15 protein-coding genes are annotated in these 16448 nt (G+C 36.2%); 10 read left to right on the top strand and 5 right to left on the bottom strand.

Going from position 1 to position 16448, the window contains the following annotated elements; all coding sequences use genetic code 11:
- The first annotated feature begins 100 nt into the window (after positions 1-100).
- The 3 genes from pgl to zwf are packed head-to-tail and all read left to right on the top strand — an operon-like array spanning position 101 to position 3187.
- Positions 101-817: a 6-phosphogluconolactonase gene (pgl, locus tag ACOEN1_RS00005; RefSeq protein ID WP_422484274.1), complete on the top strand. Its 717-nt coding sequence runs from the start codon at positions 101-103 to the stop codon at positions 815-817.
- Between the two features lie 41 nt (positions 818-858).
- Positions 859-1815: a phosphogluconate dehydrogenase (NAD(+)-dependent, decarboxylating) gene (gene gnd / locus ACOEN1_RS00010; protein WP_422484276.1), complete on the top strand. Its 957-nt coding sequence runs from the start codon at positions 859-861 to the stop codon at positions 1813-1815.
- Entirely contained in the window at positions 1802-3187 is a 1386-nt protein-coding gene (gene zwf, locus ACOEN1_RS00015) for a glucose-6-phosphate dehydrogenase (protein ID WP_422484277.1), read from the top strand. The genes gnd and zwf overlap by 14 nt, the downstream gene beginning before the upstream one ends.
- A gap of 118 nt (positions 3188-3305) precedes the next feature.
- Here the strand turns inward: zwf and ACOEN1_RS00020 are convergent, their stop codons facing one another.
- Positions 3306-3536: a MoaD/ThiS family protein gene (locus tag ACOEN1_RS00020; RefSeq protein WP_422484278.1), complete on the bottom strand. Its 231-nt coding sequence runs from the start codon at positions 3534-3536 to the stop codon at positions 3306-3308.
- Between the two features lie 488 nt (positions 3537-4024).
- On the opposite strand from ACOEN1_RS00020, the gene ACOEN1_RS00025 reads away from it, so the two are divergent.
- Positions 4025-5488, top strand: a complete 1464-nt coding sequence (locus ACOEN1_RS00025) for an alanine/glycine:cation symporter family protein (protein WP_422484280.1) — start codon at positions 4025-4027, stop codon at positions 5486-5488.
- 118 nt (positions 5489-5606) lie between these two features.
- Here the strand turns inward: ACOEN1_RS00025 and ACOEN1_RS00030 are convergent, their stop codons facing one another.
- The 3 genes from ACOEN1_RS00030 to ACOEN1_RS00040 all read right to left on the bottom strand — a co-directional run bounded on the left by ACOEN1_RS00030 (position 5607) and on the right by ACOEN1_RS00040 (position 10604).
- Positions 5607-6977 carry a serine hydrolase domain-containing protein gene (locus ACOEN1_RS00030; protein ID WP_422484282.1) on the bottom strand — a complete coding sequence of 457 codons (1371 nt, stop codon included), beginning with the start codon at positions 6975-6977 and terminating at the stop codon, positions 5607-5609.
- A 125-nt stretch (positions 6978-7102) separates the two neighbouring features.
- Positions 7103-9766: a cyanophycin synthetase gene (gene cphA, locus ACOEN1_RS00035; RefSeq protein ID WP_422484284.1), complete on the bottom strand. Its 2664-nt coding sequence runs from the start codon at positions 9764-9766 to the stop codon at positions 7103-7105.
- Positions 9708-10604 (bottom strand): cyanophycinase, encoded by an 897-nt coding sequence (locus ACOEN1_RS00040; RefSeq protein ID WP_422484285.1) that lies wholly within the window; start codon positions 10602-10604, stop codon positions 9708-9710. Before ACOEN1_RS00040 ends, cphA begins: the two co-directional genes overlap by 59 nt.
- A 311-nt stretch (positions 10605-10915) precedes the next feature.
- Between ACOEN1_RS00040 and ACOEN1_RS00045 the strand changes: the two genes are divergently transcribed.
- The 6 genes from ACOEN1_RS00045 to ACOEN1_RS00070 all read left to right on the top strand — a co-directional run bounded on the left by ACOEN1_RS00045 (position 10916) and on the right by ACOEN1_RS00070 (position 15787).
- Complete coding sequence (locus ACOEN1_RS00045) at positions 10916-11203, top strand: hypothetical protein (RefSeq protein WP_422484286.1); 288 nt, start codon at positions 10916-10918, stop codon at positions 11201-11203.
- Positions 11204-11558: 355 nt separating this feature from the next.
- Entirely contained in the window at positions 11559-11801 is a 243-nt protein-coding gene (locus ACOEN1_RS00050) for a hypothetical protein (protein ID WP_422484288.1), read from the top strand.
- 127 nt (positions 11802-11928) lie between these two features.
- Positions 11929-12273 (top strand): hypothetical protein, encoded by a 345-nt coding sequence (locus ACOEN1_RS00055; RefSeq protein ID WP_422484290.1) that lies wholly within the window; start codon positions 11929-11931, stop codon positions 12271-12273.
- 38 nt (positions 12274-12311) lie between these two features.
- A complete protein-coding gene (locus ACOEN1_RS00060) occupies positions 12312-13316 on the top strand; it encodes an ice-binding family protein (protein ID WP_422484292.1) in 1005 nt (334 codons plus the stop codon).
- A 127-nt stretch (positions 13317-13443) separates the two neighbouring features.
- On the top strand, positions 13444-13830 hold the full coding sequence (locus tag ACOEN1_RS00065; RefSeq protein WP_422484293.1) for a DUF302 domain-containing protein: 387 nt from the start codon (positions 13444-13446) through the stop codon (positions 13828-13830).
- A 274-nt stretch (positions 13831-14104) separates the two neighbouring features.
- Positions 14105-15787, top strand: coding sequence for an MASE3 domain-containing protein (locus tag ACOEN1_RS00070; RefSeq protein WP_422484295.1), 1683 nt, complete (start codon positions 14105-14107; stop codon positions 15785-15787).
- A gap of 93 nt (positions 15788-15880) precedes the next feature.
- Here the strand turns inward: ACOEN1_RS00070 and ACOEN1_RS00075 are convergent, their stop codons facing one another.
- A complete protein-coding gene (locus tag ACOEN1_RS00075) occupies positions 15881-16066 on the bottom strand; it encodes a hypothetical protein (RefSeq protein ID WP_422484296.1) in 186 nt (61 codons plus the stop codon).
- Positions 16067-16448 lie beyond the last annotated feature (382 nt).

Consider the following 16448-nt stretch of genomic DNA (forward strand, 5'->3'; position numbering starts at 1 on the left):
TGTCGTTATCTTTTTTTGATAACTATTGAAATTACAATATTTTATAGCTATTTTAAAGGGATAAACTTGACACTACCAATGAAAAATGGGAGGTGTCCTTATGAAAGAATCAAATGTTAGAATTGACCAACTTGATAAGATTGCTCATGATTTGGGACTATATGTAAAATCTATCTATGATGATTCTATTCTGAAACGAGGTGAGTTTAGAATAGGTTTATCTGGCGGATCATCCATGGATATTTTTGCCGAGGCTATTTTAAATCAGGAATTATTAGAATCATTTGACTGGAACAGGTGGCATGTCTTTTTTGTGGACGAACGCTTGGTTCCTCCTACAAGTAAAGACAGCAATCATAATAAATCCAGCAATGTTTTTCTTAAATATGTAAACATTCCAGATAATAAGGTCCATACTTATGATACTCATCTGGAACCTTATGATTCTGCCATTGAATATGAAAATGAAATCAGGAAGACATTTGGGACTAAATCCAGTGAGGTTCCAAATTTCGATTTAATAATACTTGGTTTAGGACAAGATGGACATACTGCTTCACTTTTCCCAAATCATCCAATTTTGGAAGAAAGAAAACGACTGGTCACATATCTTGTGGATGCTCCAAAATTTCCACCTATACGTATGTCCTTCACCCTCCCCTTAATAAACAATGCCAGAAATATTGCCTTTATAACGGCCGGCTCAATAAAAATGTCCATCTTGCAAGATGTTTTAGATATTGATTCAATTGAAGCTTTACCTACCAAGATGGTAGCCCCTAAAGATGGTTCAGTACAATGGTTTGTGGTTGAGTAGACTATTTGTATAGGAAGCATATAAATTAAGCATTTAATGGGATGAAAAATTATATATGGGTAAAAGTGTTTAAGGATGAAAACAAGGAGAGGATTAAAATGGAAGTTGGATTGATCGGACTTGGTAAAATGGGATATAATCTTGCATTGAACCTAAGGGACCATAAGCACGAAATCATAGCATACAATAGAAGTTCTGACAAAACTGAAAGCATTGAAAAAGAAGGGATTAGAGGTGTATATAGCATCAAGGAACTTTGTCATTCTTTTAAAGATAAGCGAATCATTTGGATGATGATTCCTTCAGGTGATGCTGTTGATAATACCATAGATGAGCTGTTGGAGTTCCTTAGTCCAGGAGATGTGGTCATTGATGGTGGCAATTCATTCTACAAGGATAGTATCAGACGATATCACAAGCTAAAAACACTTGGGATAGACTTTGTGGATGTTGGTACCAGTGGTGGAACCGACGGTGCCAGAAACGGAGCCTGTACAATGGTTGGTGGTGAGCCTGAGGTTATTGATTATCTAAGCCCCTTATTCAAAGACATATCAGTTGAAAACGGGTATTCATATATAGGAGCCCCTGGCAGTGGGCATTATGTCAAGATGGTTCACAATGCGATTGAATATGGCATGATGCAGGCAATAGGGGAAGGTTTTGAATTACTTAATGCATCTCCGTTTGACATTGACTTTCATAATGTGGCCAAGGTTTGGAGCAACGGTTCAATCATTGAAGGCCTTCTAATGAGAAGTGTTTTAGGTGCTTTTGAAAAAAGTGACAGATTGGAAAACATTCAAGGAATTGTTGATTCGTCAGGCGAGGGACAATGGGCTGTTGAAGAAGCACTGAGACTCAAGGTCTCCATGCCTGTTATTTCCAATGCATTATTCGCCAGGTACAAATCTGTCGATACGGGAAAATTCTCTGAAAAGGTAGTGGCTTCAATACGAAAAGAATTTGGTGGCCATGCCATCCATGAAAAAAGGTGAAGTCATGAAAAATAATTTATTTGTAATTTTTGGTGCAACAGGCAACCTAACCTATAAAAAGCTTCTACCAGCTTTATTTCAGCTTATCTCCAACAAATCATTTTCCGGAGATACAAAAATAGTGTGCGTAGGCAGAAAGGAGCTTACTACAGAAACATATGTTGATGATGCCATTAATAAGGTAACAGAAAAAATTGATTGGGATTCTTTTAGAGATAACCTATTGTATTATAGGATGGACATAGAATCCATTTCTGACTATGATAGCTTGAGAAATTTTATAGAAAACCACTGCCAATTCAACAATTCCAATACTGTATTCTATCTGGCAACATCGCCAGAATTACTGCCAACAATCGCTGAAGGTATCAGTACGTTCAATCTAGCTAAAAAAGGGGACCCCAGCGTCCGTATTGTTTTTGAAAAGCCCTTTGGAGAAGATTTGGCTTCAGCTAAAGAATATAATCAACTTCTCAAACAATACTTTAAAGAAAGTCAGATTTATCGTATTGATCACTATTTGGGCAAAGAAATGATACAAAATATTTTGGTGGTTCGTTTCTCAAATAAAATTTTTGAGGATGTGTGGGGTAGTAATGGAATTAAAAAGATTACTATTTTAGCCAAGGAATCGGAGGGAGTTATTGACCGCGGAAGCTATTATGACCGTTCTGGTGCATTAAGAGACATGCTCCAAAGCCATTTGATGCAAATGCTTAGCCTTGTAGCGATGGAGCCTCCTGAAAGCTTTGAAACTGATGACATTCGCGATAAAAAGGTCCATGTGCTGAGAAACTTAAAAACAGACTTTAATCCCGATAATGTTTTTATTGGTCAGTATAATGGATACAGGAGTGAAAGAAACGTTTTGCCCGATTCAAAGACTGAAACTTTTGTTTATCTTAAGGTAGCAGTTGATACTGAAAGATGGCGAGGAGTTCCATTCTATTTTATTACAGGAAAGCATCTTGATGAAAAAAAATCTGAAATAATTGTTGATTTCCTTGAAAACAGTCACAGTCACAAACAATGGTCAAATGAAAGCGTCCCACCAAATCAACTGATCATTAGAATAGATCCAGAAGATGGAATCACTTTTCAGATCAATACCAAATATCCAGGATTGACACTGGATGTTAGGCCTACAATTCTTGATTACTGCCACAAATGTCAGGCAATTGGGAACTTCCCGGAAGCTTATGAAAAACTACTGCTGGATATTATATCAGGTGACTCTACACTTTTCCCCAGATGGGATGAAATAGAGCATTCCTGGAGATTCATTGATCAAATCAAGTCCTATTTAAAGGATTCAGATCCAATTGAATACAACAGTTTTGAAGAGCTTGATCAGATGATCAAATACAAGTAATTCCAAATAAAAATGATACAAACATCCTTTAACGGAAGTTTGCATCATTTTTTATTGGTTTTGGAAATAAAGAGGCCGCTCTATTTCCTTATGATAATACGCCTTTTATGATTAATCCCTAGTGATGTCTTGGTCTGTATTCTGGTACCAATGCCAGAACATCATGGTCATGCAGCTTGTTGTCAGTTGTTGCGCGAATCCCGTTCACCAGTGCCATACCAATATCATTTTCAGATAATGATAGGTCTTTCAGTACTGTGGAGATAGGTATATCCTGTGGGTATTCAAATTCCTGCAACCCCTGTCTTCCGTTCCTGAAGGTGGCAAACAGCTTGACTTGTACTTTCATAGCCATCAACACCTTTCCTTAGCTTGATAATATTATAACATTGTTGGTATATGCTTTCAATATTATTTCCGTAATATTTTCACTTTTTTCGATATTTCGAAATTTGTGTGCTATTTAATCTTAATCATTGTCACTAATTTTAATCTGTCTAGATACCAGGATGCTAAGCTGGAAACAATCCTCACCCATATATAATCACTCTTACTTATAATGATCTATTCTTTCTTATCTTTGACAGGTTATTTCTATGTTCTATTATAATTACCATAATTCAGACATTCTTATTATAATTTATGACATCTGTAAAATGTCGTTTATATGTCATTAATTGTTTTTCTATATAATACTTTTTGTATTTATCTTGTCAAAAATTTAACTATTCATAATGTTGAGAATTTTCTATGAAATCGCTTGCCTTCTATTACGTTCATGTAGTATAATTTACACATGTAATTCACATATAATTCAAATTATAAGGAGGTTAGTGAATGGGACCAATTGTTGATTTTTTAAACGCAGTCATTTGGAGTAATGCATTAGTTTATCTACTTCTAGGAACAGGTTTGTACTTTTCATTAAGAACCCGATTTGTTCAAGTACGTCTAATTAAGAAAATGGTTACCTTGCTATTTGGTAATGTAGCTTCTGAGACTGGTGTATCTTCATTCCAGGCTTTTGCTCTTGCTGTAGCAGGTCGTGTTGGTACTGGTAATATTGCCGGTGTTGCAACTGCTATTGCTTTGGGAGGACCAGGAGCAGTATTTTGGATGTGGGTAATCGCATTCCTTGGAGCAAGTTCAGCATATGTTGAGGCTGCTTTGGCGCAGGTATACAAGGATGAAGTTGATGATCAGTATCGTGGAGGACCATCGTACTATATCGAAAAGGGTCTTGGTATCAAATGGTTCGCGGTTGCTTTTTCAGTTTCAGTTGTAGTTGCAATGGGATTCTTCCTACCAGGTATTCAATCAAATGCTATTGCAGTTAGTATGCAAAACGCTTTTAGCATTGGACCAGCAATAACTGGTGGAATAATAGTATTATTATTAGCACTTATAATATTCGGTGGTGTAAAACGTATTGGTAGAGTAGCAGAAAAAGTAGTTCCTATTATGGCGATTGTATATATACTTGTTGCATTGGCTATGATGATAGTTAATATTACAGAAATACCAAGAGTATTTGGTATCATTATCGGTAGTGCATTCGGTGCAGAACAAGCATTTGCAGGTATCATCGGTGCTGCAATATCAATGGGAGTTAAGCGTGGTATCTACTCAAACGAAGCTGGACAGGGTACTGGACCAATGGCTGCAGCTGCAGCAGAGGTTGACCACCCAGCAGAACAGGGTCTTGTACAGGCCTTCTCAGTTTACTTCGATACATTGTTCGTTTGTTCAGCTACAGCATTTATGATAATTGTTTCAGGAATGTACAATGTTTATGACGGAGATGCAATCATATTTGAAGGTGCTCCAGGTGTTGAATATGGACCTGCCTTCACTCAGCATGCTGTCGACACCTTTATTCCAGGTTTTGGACTATCATTTGTTGCAGTAGCTCTTTTCTTCTTTGCATTTACAACACTTCTTGCTTATGGATACTACGCAGAAACAGGTGTAGCCTACCTATTCAAGAAGGGTAAAACTAGACACACTGTAATCACAGTTACAAGAATAGTATTCCTAGGATCAGTATTTGCCGGAACTCTAAGCACAGTTGGAGAGGTTTGGGCTCTTGGTGATATAGGAGTTGGATTGATGGCATGGTTAAACGTAGTAGCTATACTTCTACTATCAAAAACAGGTATTCTTACCTTGAAGGATTACGAAGATCAACTTAAAGCAGGTATTAAAGTACCTACTTTTGATCCTGATAAACTTGGAATTAAGAATGCTGAAACTTGGAAAGCAATTAACGCTAGAAAAGCTAAGCAAAACGCAAAAGTTTAGGCTATTGAATTATATGTGTAATTACATGAAGTAAAATAAAGAAATGCCACCTATTTTAAATAGGTGGCATTTCTTATCCAATGATAGATGGGGTCGTTTATATGCTTTTAGTCTGTTGCTACTTAACCTTCTTAAATTCAAAAATATTATTTATGTTCTGTAGTATGTACTTAATATCTCCATCTTCATTTACAAATTTTCCTCTGATCCACTGATGGTCTTCATAAAGAAATGTACTCTCATTTAAGGGCAGTAGTTCGTAAATATTTCCATCATCAGCTGTTGAATAAAGTTTCCCATCATTATAAGTAATTGATAACAAAACATTGTTGAATGAATAATCCCCAGCATATTCCTTCAGTAACTCAACTTCGATTTTCTTGGAATCTGAATCTTCAGGAATTACATAATCATCCTCAAACATTATTGCCTCAATACTTTTGGAAACCGCATCCAAAGCGGTTGTGTCATCATTATTTGTAAGAAATACAAATATTAAATCTTCATCCGGATACTGCAATAGATAAGATGAATAGCCTCCTCCTCCTATGTTTCCACCATGGCTTACAGCTCTATTTTCATTCATTTTCCACACTTCCCATCCATAGCCGTAACCATTGTTGGAATCACCATAATGTGGAGTATACATCATTTCAATGGATTCCTGAGATAGCAGTATACCGTCATTCAGACCCTGGACATACTTATACAAGTCCTCAGATGTAGAATAGATATTACCGCTTCCAATTATCATTGAGAAATTGTATATGAATAGACGGCTTGGATCTCCTGTAGTTCTCCTATATCCAAGTGCCTGGTTTTCAGAGTAGGAACTGTCATTCCCGCACCAAGTACTTTTCATGCTTAGGGGCTCAAAGATATTTTTTTCCAGATACTCACTGTATGATTGGCCTGACACCTTTTCGATTATCGATGCCAGGAGTATATATCCTGCATTGCTATATGAAAAGTCCTCCCCAGGTTCAAATAAAAGCCTCTGGTTACTTATAAACTTAACATTTTCATCCAGTGTTATCTCTCTTGATCCAGAAAGCTTTCCCTCCCTTGCAATACCTGCTGTATGTGTTAAAAGCTGATGGATAGTGACATCGTCTCCTCTATTGTTATCCTCAATAAATTTGGAAACTGTGTCTTCCAAATTCAATTTACCTCTTTCGTGAAGCTGCAGGATTGCTGTAGCAGTAAATGATTTTGTTATTGATCCAATGGGAAAAGCAGTCTCGATGGTGTTCATAACATTATTCTCGTAATCTGACATTTCATAACCTTTATTATGTATAATCCTATCTCCCTTTGCAACAAGTATGCTCCCACTATATTTGTAGCTACTATAGGTATTATAGGCTTGCATAAATTCATCGATTTCAATTGAGTCATCAGTGCCAGATTTGCAACCACTTATCATCGAAGCAAGAATTACAAATATCACTATCAACAATATCAACTTAAAAGATTTTCGTATATTCAAACTATATCAACTCCTTATATCTCGGAAATCAGCTCTTATGCCAATTATAGGACATGTACGCAGTTTTTACAACGTAACATCACACAAATTAACACCCAGGTTTAGTAAACCTGGGTGATTGATTTTTAACTCTTACGCGCTCCTACTAATTTTGCCTTGTAATCAAGTACGTCTTTAATTACCTGGGTGATATTATCAACCTGCAATACCACGAGGTCACCTGGTCTTGCCATGTCAAGTGACGCTTTTGTGGCTTCTTTTTCATCCAAGACCATCGTTATCATATCCTGGTTGAACCCACCCTTTAACAGTCCTTCCTTGACAAGCCTTGCTGTTTCACCTACATGTCTTTCTCTTGGATCTGAATCGCATAGAACTATATGATCATAGTACTTGGAAAGCGCAACACCAAATTCAACTATATCATCACCTCTACGATTTCCAACTCCAGAGGCCATCCTGATTTTTCTGCCCGGCATCAAGCCTTTGATAAAATCTCCCGTCGCAATTATTGCCCCGGTATTATGACCGTAATCAACAACTGCTTTGAATTCACCCATATCGATTATGTTCATTCTTCCTGGGGACTGACCAATTGAAGGGCTGAAACTAACAAGCCCTGCTCTTATTTGCGTCTCATTTAATCCCAAGGCAGCTGTAGCAGCTACAGCTGCCATAACATTTTCAACATTGAATCCAGCATTCCCATCAAAAGTTATGGGTATCTCAATTACACTTGCTACTGTTGAAGTCCATCCTTTTTTTTGAACAATGATGATGCCATCCTTCACTGTTACATTAAGATTCCCTTTTTCGAAATTGGTTTTAAGCTCCGAATTTTCCGGGTCCCTTGAGAAAAGAATCGGATGTCCCTTTGTTTTGTCAAGACAGGAAATAACAAGCGGATCATCGGCATTGAAAACAGCATACCCAGATGATTTAACAGATTCAGTAACTGTTGACTTTAATCGTGTAAGCTCCTCCAATGAGTCGATTCCGCCTTCACCTAGGTGGTCTGAAGTGATATTAAGTAACACTCCAACATCACATTCTTTAAATCCAAGTCCTCTCCGAAGAATTCCGCCTCTTGCCACCTCTAGTACTGCATGGTCTATAGTAGAATCCATCATTACCTTGCTTGCTCCCTCTGGACCACTGTAATCTCCTCTAAGTATTGGAATGTTGTCGATGATTACAGCATCTGTAGACGTCATCCCCACCGTGCTTCCGTTCAATCCAAGGATATGTGAAATAAGTCTGGTGGTTGTTGTTTTACCGTTGGTTCCGGTGACGGCAACAATTGGAACAGAATGGATTGTTCCAGGCGGAAAAAGCATGTCAACGATATTGGAAGCAATATTTCTTGGTGTTCCTTTTGTAGGATTAAGATGCATTCTAAAGCCCGGTGCTGCATTGACCTCAACAACACCTGAATGACCGCTTGATAGTGGACTTTCCAGTGAATCGGCAATTATATCAATTCCTATTACATTTAATCCAACAATTCTTGAAATTCTTTCCGCCATTAATTGGTTGAGAGGATGGACATTTTCAGTGACATCAAGAGCGGTACCTCCTGCACTTAGATTTGCAGTGGATTTAACATAAATTTTTCTACCCTCATCAAGTATACTATTTAGTTCAAGATTCTGACTTGCCAATAATCTTTCCGTCATATTATCAATCTTAATCTGAGTCAGATTCCTTTCATGACCGATTCCTCTTTCTGGATCATTGTTTATATCTTGGATAAGCTTCTTAATGGTATCCTTACCGTTACCAATAACAAATGCTGGCTCCCTAAGAGCAGCTGCAACAAATTTTCCATCTATGACAAGGATTCTGTAGTCAAATCCCACCAGATATTCTTCCACCAGGCATGTTTCACAGATTTTTATTGCTATCCTAAAGGCCGTTACAAGTTCTTCCTTATCTGTAACATTGATGGTAATTCCCCTGCCATGATTCCCTATTAATGGTTTTACCACTACTGGATAACCGATTGTCTCTGCTACCTGTAATGCTTCTTCTTCTGTTTGGGCGGAATTTCCTTCAGGCACTGGAATTCCCAATGATGACAGGAGATTCTTGGTACTTTCCTTGTCATCTGCAATCTCAACTCCCAGGGCAGATGTATTATCCATCATTGTAGCTTGTATTCTTCTTTGATGAATTCCCTGACCTAATTGAACATAGCTTTCTTCATTTAGCCTTAGGTGTGGTATTCCACGCTTGGTTGCCTCGTCTACTATTGATTGTGTTGATGGCCCCAGTAGACTGTTCGCTGCAATTTTTTTCAATTCCAGAATCAATGGCTCTACATCTGTGGTTACTCCCTCAAACAGTTTTTCTACAATTTCAACTGCCATTTCACCTGCCCGTATACCGGTATTTTCATCCACATAGCGATATACAAGATTGTAAACTCCAGGTTCATCCATGGTGAAGGTTTTCCCAAAAGCGACTTCATGCCCTGCAAGACATTGAAGCTCAAGGGCAACATGCTCCACGACATGACCAGCCCAGGTACCTGTTAACAAGCGCTCAAAAAATCCGCCTATCACCCCTGGAGAGCATTTGTGCTCATACAAGCTTGGCATCATCATCGAGATATTATCCTTAAAGCTCGGAACCGTATCTGTTGGTTTCTCTTCAAGCTCTCCTAAATCCAGCTTCATAAAGATGACTGGATGTCTACTGTAGTAATTTGGTCCTCTTATGGCTCGCATCTCAATTATTTTCACTGCTATTCCCCTCACTTTCAATCCGATTGATCCTATCCAAATCATATGGTCTAAGATACTTTTTCTCACACAGGTCATAACCATAACCATTTACAATGGTATGAATTACTAGATTTTCTATTGCGATTGCTTCATCTGAGTCAATATCCGCAACATTTGTATACTTAAGGTGTTGCCCGTCCAAAATAACTGTAATCCCACGACCTATGGCTTTTAAGATACATCCGCCCTTTATGACAATACCAGAATCTTCCCCAATACCTATTCCAATATTGCTTGGATTCATACTTACAATCTGCATCAATCTACTAAACCGTCCACGCTCTATAAAATGCGTATCGATGATTGCATTGTCTATCAATCCAATGCCGATTGAAACATTAATAGTCCCTTTACGCAAAGCTTCCCTGCTATCCCCTCCACAAATCATGGTCTTTGACATGGCACTGGCACCGGCACTGGTCCCTGAAATGATGCAAAATTCCTGTTCATATCGCCTAAGAATTTCATTCTCAATTGGAGTCCCACCCAAAACACTGGTGATACGCAGTTGATCTCCCCCAGTGAAGAAAATAATGTCCGCAGTAGTGATTCTTTTTAAGAGACTAGCATCGGAAGCCTGTTCTCGTGTCGATATATGCATCAACCCGACATTATTCTCACTATCCCTGGTAAAAACCTTGTAATACGCCATACCTGCTTCTTCTGGATAACTACTGGCTGTAGTGATTATTTCAATACTCTTTCTCTTCTTATTTACCAATGACAGGATGGTATTAAAGATTTGCAGGTCGTGTTCCTTGTCCTCGTTTCCACCGATTGCAACCAACAAACCTTTTGGAATAATACGATTTTCATATATATAAGATGAATCCTTACTCATTTTTTGCCTCCTTGTGAATAATTTACTGAAATCATTTGAGTACTCATTACTCATGATTTTTGAACGAATTTGCTAAGAATTCGAATCCTCATATATTCATTATACCCCTTTTCAGTTATACCTGTTGTGAATGATTTAATTTTCGATCTTCCATCGTTCGATATTCCTATATGATGGACTTGTTCAAAATCTGAAATTCTGGAATAAAAAAGAATTGCAAATTATCTGGTCTTCATTTATGGTCTAAAAATAGATAGGATAATAGTTTAATAAATTTGGTTACTATGATAAAATCATAGAGGATCGACGAAATGTTTTATTTATTGTGGAGAGAACCTGACGGGAGGAAGATTAAGATGATACTTACAGCAAAAGCAATGGTTTCAAACTCTGATATGATTAAAAACTATAAAGCTTGCAGAAACAAAGCAGAGGATCTTGGTAAAATATTCATACTAAAAAACAATCAACCTGATGCAGTCTTGATTTCTATCGGAGAATACAAAAGACTCTCAAGTATCATTGAACATCTGGATAACACCCCTGAAAAGGATATTTTGAAGCTAGTGGAATCTCTACCTAAAGAAGACGCTAAGTAGATCAGTAATATGAACCTAGAAGGATATTGAAAAGTTATGTATCATCAAATGAACTATCAAAATTGCCATCTTTAAGACTAATCAAGGTCAAAGATGGTAATTTTGTTTTTTGAAATAAATAATGAAATGAAATTAGATTAATAAAATATCTTTTGAATTAAAAATATATTTTTTCTTCTATATCTTGATACGAATTGAGCTACCGGAACGCATACCTGATTCATATTATTATACTTATTATAATTAGTATTATTATTATATATTTTATTAGTTATATTATTTGCTATATTGTTATAATTGATGTATACTCGTGGAGCAAGATGTATTTAGTAATAGAAAGAGGTGACTGAGATTAATGAATATTTTGATGGAAGCAATTGTATCAAATTCAGATATGATTAAAAACTACAAAACCTGTAGAGATAAAGCTGAGAAATTTGGCAAGATATTTATTTTAAAAAACAATCAATCAGATGCAGTTCTATTCTCTATCTCAGAGTATAAAAGACTCTCAGTATTTCTCGAATACCTCGAGACTCTGGATGGTGAAACTGCAGACAAGCTCATTAAGTCTTTACCAAATGGAGTTAACAGTTAGAGTCTATGCTTTAACCACAAAATATAATATGGATTAAATCATATATATTGGAAGAATCTTTTTATATAAACAAATTGACATTCAAGATCAAGGAAAATTTAAAAAATAATTATTTGGAGGTATTAAAATGGAAAATGTTGAAAGAACTGAAAGTGCAGGAAATATTAAGGCAAAAAGAATCATATATTATATATTGGGAATTCTAGAGATTCTATTTGCTTTTAGACTTGTTTTAAAAGTATTAGGCGCAAACCCTGGAAGTCCATTTGTATCAATCATATATTCAATTACCAATTTGTTCTTGGCACCATTCTATGGAATCTTTAGAATAGCTGTGTCAGAGGGTATTGAAACCCAATCGGTTTTGGAACCCGCTCTTATAATTGCAATGCTTGCGTACGCTGCATTGGCATGGAGTATTGCTAAACTGGTTGACATTATGAGCAATAACAAAGAAGCGAAAGTTTCATAGAATAATCATTTAAATTAGAATTAGGGGAGTGGTAAATTTTGAAAATAATTAATAATAACCGAATAGCATCAATAGCCTTGGCATCAGTGCTTGCAATTATGCTTGTAATACCTACTATAGGTAATGCAGCTGAAGCAGCTGTCGATCTTGGAACAGCATCCTCATTTGCAGTTTTAGCTGGAAGCACAATAACAAATACCGGAGATACAACTATTAGTGGTAGTGCTGGATCAAATGTTGGACTACATCCAAAAACAGCATTTACAGGTGAAACAAGTGCAACAATAAGTGGTGATGTATACTTAGCTGAAGCCACTGCCAGCGAAGCAAAAGATGATTTGCTAACAGCCTATAACAATGCCACAGGCAGAACTCCAACAACTACTATCGAAACCGAGCTAGGCGGTCAAACACTTATTCCAGGAGTATATGATTCTGCATCAGGTACATTTGGACTAACTGGCACATTGACTCTTGATGGAAAGGGTGATCCAAATGCAGTATTCATATTTCTAATGGATTCAACTCTAGTAACAGCAGGTTCAAGTATCGTTTCAAACATAAACAGTGCTACATCCTGTCAGGTATATTGGGTTGTTGGAAGCTCTGCAACATTAGGAGCTAACTCAGAATTTGTTGGTACCATTATGGCATCTGAGTCTATAACAGCAACAACAGGTGCAACAGTAAAAGGACGACTACTTGCTTTAGGTGGAGCTGTTACTTTAAATACCAACACAATAACAAATGATGTTTGTAGTATAGCGGATGAAACAAGCAACAATGGAGATACAACAACTCCTCCAGCTATAATAATTTCTGATGATGATAGAGACGATAGAGATGATCAGGAAGCAGTAGATGAGCCAGAGGCTGTAGTTGAAACAGAGGCTATAGTAGTAGAACCAGAAGCTACAGAAGAACCAGAGGCTCCAAATGAGCCAAGATTACCAGCTACTGGTGCAGCCGCAACGACAGCATTAAGCGGTTTAGGAGCATCATTTATGCTAGCAGGCTTTGCATTGCTAAAGAATAAAAAGTAAATAGTAAAAACCAAGAGTAGAAAGGGAAACCTTTTTACTTTTTTTATACTATACTGTACGATTTGAATATTGAACTATATAAAGGGTATTCTTTAACTAAGTATAATAATTCAAGGAGGAATTTTTTATGGATATAAACTATAAAGTAAAAACCAACAAGAGTTTTGAAAAAGCGATTGAAGATTTAAAGGTAAGTCTAAGTAATTATAATTTCGGGGTGCTATGGGAGCTAAGCTTCAAAGATAAGCTTCATGAAAAAGGGTTGGATTTTGATAAGAATATAAACATACTAGAGGTTTGCAACCCAAAACAAGCAGCAGAACTACTAGAAAAAAATATCGAAGTAGGGTACTTCTTACCCTGCAAAGTAGTAGTATACGAAAATGACAATTCAGTTTTTATTGGTATGATTAGACCATCAATGCTGGTTGATATGTTAAATGACAATAGATTGTCAGATATTGCATCAAATATTGAGAAGGATCTAAAATCTTCCATAGAAGATGCAAGCTAAAACTAATACAGAATCTTATAAATGTTAGTTAATTAACCATACAAATTTGGCTGTCAAGAGGCTTCATTCTTGGCAGCCTATCTATGTAGACCTAAAAACTCATCATTCTACTAATAATTCATCGACAATTGTGATTATCAAAATAGTGCTTATTTAGGAAATGACTTGATAGATTGTTCCTGTTTTTGTATAATTACAGAGTGTGATATTTTATTGAAATTGCTATATTTAATAGCTCAAAGCTACTCAATTAACTGCCTAGCAGGGGGCGTTTATGGATAATAAAAAGAGCAACTACATGAAAAATCTAATGCTCTACAAAAGAATAATCCGAATAGTATTATTCTCTATAATACTTTATATGATAGCTGGTATTAATAATGATTGGTTTATGGGCTTTATGTCTATTGCCGATTACTTGACATGGCATATGATATTCGAATTTGCTAGTGTCTTGGTTTCCTTTTCAATTTTTACTGTATCCTATTTTGTATATGAGGAATCAAAAAAACTCAACATGATCGTTCTTGGCTGTGCTTTTTTAATGATGGGGACTCTTGATGCTCTCCATACCTTCAGTTTTAAGGGAATGTCTGACTTCTTTATAGCAAATACAACTGCAAACAGAGCAACAACCTTGTGGATTCTTTCAAGGACATTTGGAAGCTTTGGTTTTTTACTGGCGGTGTTAATTCCAGACTCGGTTAAGACTGATATCAAGAAAGGTGTATTTGCAGGCTTAACCTTCTCCTTCTCGATTCTGTTATTCTTAATAACTACTTATTATCCCAATGCATTTCCACTTATGCTAATTGAAGATTCTGGTCTTACGATAACAAAAATAATTATGGAGTATATAATTATTTTAATAATGGCAATTACCTTTGCAGTTATAATGTATAAATATAAAAAAACAGCTCAGATCCGTGAGCATCAATTTATGATGGCTCTTGTATTTCTAATCTTTTCTGAATTCGCATTTACCAACTATGGAAGCGTTTATGACGCATTCAATTATATTGGTCATATATATAAAATAATTGCATACATCATTTTATACAAAGCAATTTATATAGACAATGTAAGTGAGCCATACAGGGAAATGAAAAAAGCAAAAAATGAATTAAGCGATTACTCAGATAACCTCAATCTGATTGTAAAGCAACGAACCAAAGATCTTGAAGATGCAAATTCAATGCTTATGAAGGATATCGAATATGCTAGAGAAATGCAGCTTAGTCTTATGCCCGAACATCTGCCCGAGGATAAGTCAGTATCTTTTCATGCTGAATATATACCTGCTGAAAGGTTAAGCGGAGACTTCTATAATGTTATTAAGCTAGATGAGGACAATATAGCAATATATATAGGTGATGTAGCTGGACATGGCGTTTCTGCTGCAATGCTTACTGTATTTGCCAATCAGAATGTAGAACCTCTAAAAGAAGATGAGAATGAATTCGGGAAGGTGGTATCCCCCGAAGCAGTCCTGGATTCAATATACAAAAGCTTTAATGAAACCAATTTTAATGATGAAACCTATATCCTGATGCTATATGGTATCTATAATAAAACGACCAAATTATTCACTTATGCTTCCGCAGGGATGAATGTTTCACCATATGTCATTAAAAACTCAGGTGAAATCCTGGAACTCAATTCCAGAGGTTTTTCCATATGCAAGCTTGGTGATTATATTTTGCCGACTTATGAGAATAGAAAAATGCAAATGGAAGCTGGCGATAAGCTATTGTTGTACTCTGATGGGTTGGTTGAAGCTAGAAATGTGAACAATGAAATTTATGGTCAAGATAAAATGAAAAATTTTCTAAAGAAACATCATTCTTTGGATGCTAGTGATTTAGAGATAGAACTAAAGCGAAATCTATATGATCACATAGGAAGCATCGAAAGACTCAAGGATGATGTAACAATTCTGATTATGCATGTCAAATAAACCCAGGATTTATACCCTGGGTTTTGCTTATGAATAGAAAAAAGCATTAGGGACGGTTATTTTTGCTTAATTTTCTTGGTTAGAACTGTTCGCTCACTCTTTTATTTCAATGAATGTCTGATCGGAATTGTTAATTATGGATTGTTTTACTGGGTTTTCTGGAAATGCTGGTGAACAGTTCAACCTGTCTTCCTGTGAAGGGAGCTCATGTTCACTGCTGAATGCTGCTATTATAGTGATCACGATAATAACCACTATTAGGTATTTCTTGTTATTCATAATAACACTCCCTTTAATCATCCTAATGTAAATTTTTGTTAACAGTCTTCCCTTATTCACATGGATTTCCATCTACTTACTTATTACTTTGTCGATTTGTCATGCTGGATCTTTATAATATCATTAGTTGACACTCAATTATAAAGTTTTTCCCTTTCCAGTAGGATATGTATGGAAAATTCAAAATAAAGCATTGGAGACGATTCTTTCTGCTTTCCAAACAAGTCGTAAAGTCTGTTGAAATAGTTAATTAATTTCAATATGATTTTTGGTGGATATCAACAAAAAAATAATGAAGAAAAAGCAACAGGAACCGTCCCCATTGCTTTTCCCTTGGTGTTAAGGATACAGTGTTCTAATTACTTTAATATTTATATATCCT

The organism is Gudongella sp. DL1XJH-153 (assembly GCF_049310905.1).
In the GTDB taxonomy this organism is placed as follows: domain Bacteria; phylum Bacillota; class Clostridia; order Tissierellales; family Tissierellaceae; genus Gudongella.